This window comes from Propionivibrio sp. (assembly GCF_049316945.1).
In the GTDB taxonomy this organism is placed as follows: Bacteria; Pseudomonadota; Gammaproteobacteria; order Burkholderiales; family Rhodocyclaceae; genus Propionivibrio.
This window is the reverse complement of record NZ_JBMOJE010000252.1, coordinates 1-3,641: the sequence shown is the minus strand read 5'-3', so window position 1 is coordinate 3,641 and position 3,641 is coordinate 1. Positions and strand designations below refer to the sequence as shown.

The 3,641-nt window shown below is 52.8% G+C and carries 5 protein-coding genes; 3 read left to right on the top strand and 2 right to left on the bottom strand.

Annotation, left to right across the window (positions count from 1 at the left end; all coding sequences use genetic code 11):
* Both ACOYNV_RS26510 and ACOYNV_RS26505 read left to right on the top strand, forming a co-directional pair.
* Nucleotides 1–821 (top strand): diguanylate cyclase (locus tag ACOYNV_RS26510; RefSeq protein ID WP_422902818.1); only part of this gene is annotated, 821 nt, incomplete at its 5' end.
* A 12-nt stretch (nucleotides 822–833) separates the two neighbouring features.
* Nucleotides 834–1,493 carry a hypothetical protein gene (locus tag ACOYNV_RS26505; RefSeq protein WP_422902817.1) on the top strand — a complete coding sequence of 220 codons (660 nt, stop codon included), beginning with the start codon at nucleotides 834–836 and terminating at the stop codon, nucleotides 1,491–1,493.
* Between the two features lie 49 nt (nucleotides 1,494–1,542).
* Here the strand turns inward: ACOYNV_RS26505 and ACOYNV_RS26500 are convergent, their stop codons facing one another.
* Complete coding sequence (locus tag ACOYNV_RS26500; RefSeq protein ID WP_422902816.1) at nucleotides 1,543–1,809, bottom strand: hypothetical protein; 267 nt, start codon at nucleotides 1,807–1,809, stop codon at nucleotides 1,543–1,545.
* 404 nt (nucleotides 1,810–2,213) lie between these two features.
* Here ACOYNV_RS26500 and ACOYNV_RS26495 point away from each other — a divergent pair, with 404 nt between their 5' ends.
* Nucleotides 2,214–2,687, top strand: a complete 474-nt coding sequence (locus ACOYNV_RS26495) for a hypothetical protein (protein ID WP_422902815.1) — start codon at nucleotides 2,214–2,216, stop codon at nucleotides 2,685–2,687.
* Between the two features lie 143 nt (nucleotides 2,688–2,830).
* Here ACOYNV_RS26495 and ACOYNV_RS26490 read toward each other — a convergent pair whose 3' ends face one another.
* A complete protein-coding gene (locus ACOYNV_RS26490; RefSeq protein ID WP_422902814.1) occupies nucleotides 2,831–3,538 on the bottom strand; it encodes a hemolysin family protein in 708 nt (235 codons plus the stop codon).
* Between the last annotated feature and the right edge of the window lie 103 nt (nucleotides 3,539–3,641).

Below are 3,641 nucleotides of genomic sequence, written 5' to 3'. Positions count from 1 at the left end.
AGATGCTGGGCAATATGTCGCGCTCCTACCGCCATGAACTCTATGGGCGCAAACCTTGTACGCGCTTCATGGATGCTACGCCGCTGGTGGTGGATATCGGCGTCACTCTCTCCGAATTGACCGAAGTGGTGGTGGGCGCTGATCCCCGGCATCTGATCAGCGGTTTCGTCATCACCGACCAAAACAGGTACGTCGGCATGGGCTCGGTGCAGGATCTGGTGCGGGTGGTCACTGAAATGCAGATGGAAGCCGCCAAATATTCGAATCCGCTCACTCAGTTGCCAGGTAATGTTCCGATCAATCAGCACATCGATAACCTTCTCGAAGCCGGGGAAGCCTGCTGCATTGCCTACTGCGATCTGGATCACTTCAAACCGTTCAATGATGTTTATGGCTATGCCATGGGCGATGAAGTCATCCGCTTGACGGCACGCATCCTGACTGGTGCCTGCGATGCCGAACCGGATTTCATCGGGCATGTCGGCGGCGATGATTTCGTTTTGATCATGCGCAGTGAAGACTGGGAAGCGCGCTGCAAACGGGCGCTAGCAACGTTCGATACGGAAATCCTGAAATTCTTCAGCACTGACGACATCGATCGTGGTGGTTACATCACAGAAAATCGCAAGGGCGAGATGGAATTCCACCGCCTGACGGCACTATCAATTGGTGCGATTGACGTAAAACCAGGGATGTTCCGAAACCACTTGCAAGTTTCCATTGCGGCAGCCGAGGTCAAGAAGAAGGCGAAGTCGATTCCTGGCAATAGTCTATTCATCAATCAACGGCTATACACATGTGAAGCAAATACCGCCAGGTAAAGAGGCGTACCCATGAGTTCCAACCCTATGCGCCAAAGCCGTGGTGGATACGAGGTCCGCCGCCTGAACACCGTTCTCGATGAATTTCCTGTTTTGAGCGCGACCCATTTCATTTGCGGCGAGCCGCGCTGGGTGGGGACGCTCCGGCGTGGACTTTTACTGGTGGCGGGATTCGGTATTGGCTATTTCGCGACATCGGCGCCAACTATTTCCTTGCCCATCAGCCTCCTGTTATGGGCCGTCGCCGGGGTGGCGATACTTTTTGCAATACGGCCTTCACCGGCTTCGATCTACTATGCCAGCGATCCAAAAGGAGTTTATTTTCCCTCACGGCAACGCTCAGGGTTTTTCGGCCCGGCCAGGCCGCAGACGTGGCTGCTGGTTCCCTGGTCGAATATCACCCGCATCTGTGTGCAACTGCTACTGAACGAAACAGGGAATACAAAGGGCGTCACTTTTTGCCTGCGTGTCAGCGAAGAAGACTGGCGTGTGTATTTCTCAGGGACCGCCATGCTGAAGCATGGCGAAAAGCACTCTGTGGGTGAGCATCAATCCCTGCTTGTTGGTTTTCCCGGCGAATTCAAGTCACCGCATGAAATTGCTTCACTGCTACGCAGCTACCAATGCCAGAAGACTGAAAGCCGCCCACCACCGATGCAGAGGAGTTGCTGACCGAGCAGTGAACGCCTGAGTCAATCGTTAGGGGTTTTATAAGGGACGATCAGACGATGCGTCGTACAAATCCGCCGGGAGAAGGTCCGCAGGCTTTGCGGTTCCAGTGCGTACACTCCAGCAGAGAAGGCTGCTTTCTCTGCCCCTGCCAAGCTGCTCTGATCGCTAGCCAATATTCGCAGGCGACTTTGGCGGGTATCAGGTAGTGACGTTCCGAGGCATTAACTCTGGCGGTCAGCCAATCGATGAGCGCCAACGCCAGAGTGCCTAAACCCCTGAACGTCAGCAGAATTGCGCTTACCTGATTTTTTGTCATGTCTGCCATTCCTGGAAATTATTCCATCATTACAAAGAATAGTATAAACAATATACTCTGTTTGTTACAGCCTTGTGACAGCGAAATTTCAGTAAGATTGCGAAAATTTATCCGTCCACAGAAAAACCTCATGAAATTTTACGAAATACGGTAAATCCCGCATATACCCTTAATGGCTTATTTATTGATCGATTGCCGATGATGTGGGGTATTCTTGATTATTCAAATTGCGTCAGACGACTGCAACCAGAATTTTCCGATTTTTTATACTGCTGCAACAAATTCTCAGGCCGGCAACTGCCTTGGAATTGCTTGAGGAACTCCAGCCAGAACAATGGCTTGCAAAACGCTCAAAATCGGTATAAATTATATAAACCATTTACAGTGATTAAGGGAGTTTAGAGATGACCAAAAAATCCACGCACGATGAGGCACAAGAGAACAATCCGGCAACTGCAACCAGTGATGTTGCCGAGCCGCAAGAAACGGTTCCCGCCGAAAAGTCTTCAACAAAATCCACGCCTAAAGCTTCCACAAAATCTGCGTTGAAGCCCGCCGCCAAGTCGGCGCCTAAAGCAGTCATCGGCGCGCCTTCCAAGGCGCTTCCGAAAGCGGCAGAAAAGCCGGCAGCCAAGTCAGTGAAGAGCGTCAAACCGAAGAAAGACAAACTGATTCGGGACAGTTTCACCATGCCCGAGTCCGAGTACAGCCTGCTCGCCACCATGAAAAAGCGTTGCCTGACCAACGGAGTGGCTGTGAAAAAGAGTGAATTGCTACGAGCGGCCATCATCGGCTTTGCTGACCAGTCTGACGCCGCTCTCACCGCCGCCGTGCAGGCGCTCAATGTCATCAAGACCGGACGCCCTGCCAAAGGGTAGAAGCAAGGCGCTTATCCCTGACGCTGTACCAAGGTCAGGCCCAATGAAACATCAAGCCGGGTTGTCCCGGCTTTTTGTTATTTTGTGTTTCCGGATTCCATGATTGACGTAAGGTCGGATACCAAAGCAGCTTTGCTCTACGATCAGGAATCATTTCCAGTCGTCAGCGGTGAAGCGAGCACCTCGTCAACCCTGTTGCGATCGACGTTGACCACCTCAAATTTCCATCCTGCGTAGTCGAAGCTTTCCCCTTTTTTCGGGATACGTCCCAGCGAGCTGAGCACGAAACCGCCAACGGTATGGAAGTTGCCGAAGGTCTCGTCGGGAATGTAGCGCAGGCCGAGTTTCGTCTTCATTTCATCGACCGGCAACAACCCGTCGAGCAGCCACGAGCCGTCGGCGCGGCGCACCGCGAGTGCTTCATCAGGATCGTCAGCGAAGGGCATCATGTCGGCAACCACCGTTTGCAGTAGATCGTTGAGCGTAACGATGCCTTCTGTTTGCCCGAATTCGTTGATGACAAAGGCGAACGTAGTTCGTTGAGCGTGAAAGGTTCGCATCAACTCGATCAGTGTCAGCGAACCGGGCACGAACCGTGGCGGCATCATCGCAGTTTCGGCAAAATCGAGTTTCCCCGCCAGCGCTGCTTGCAAAATGTCGTGGCTTTCAACCACGCCGATCGCATGCTGCAAATCACCTTTGCAGAGCGGCATCTGGGCGTGCGGGGATTCACGCAGCACCGTCAGGTTGTGCTCACGAGGGCACAGCAGATCAAGGTAGGCGACATCGGCAGCCGGTGTCATGATCGCCGCGACGTACCTGTCTTCCAGGCGGAAAACATTACCCAGCAAATGGCTTTCCTCCGGAGCAATTTCACCCGCCCGCTGCCCTTCATCAACGTCAGACTTCCTGATCCAGTCCGTATTTATTCAGTATTTATAGGAAATTAGTTTG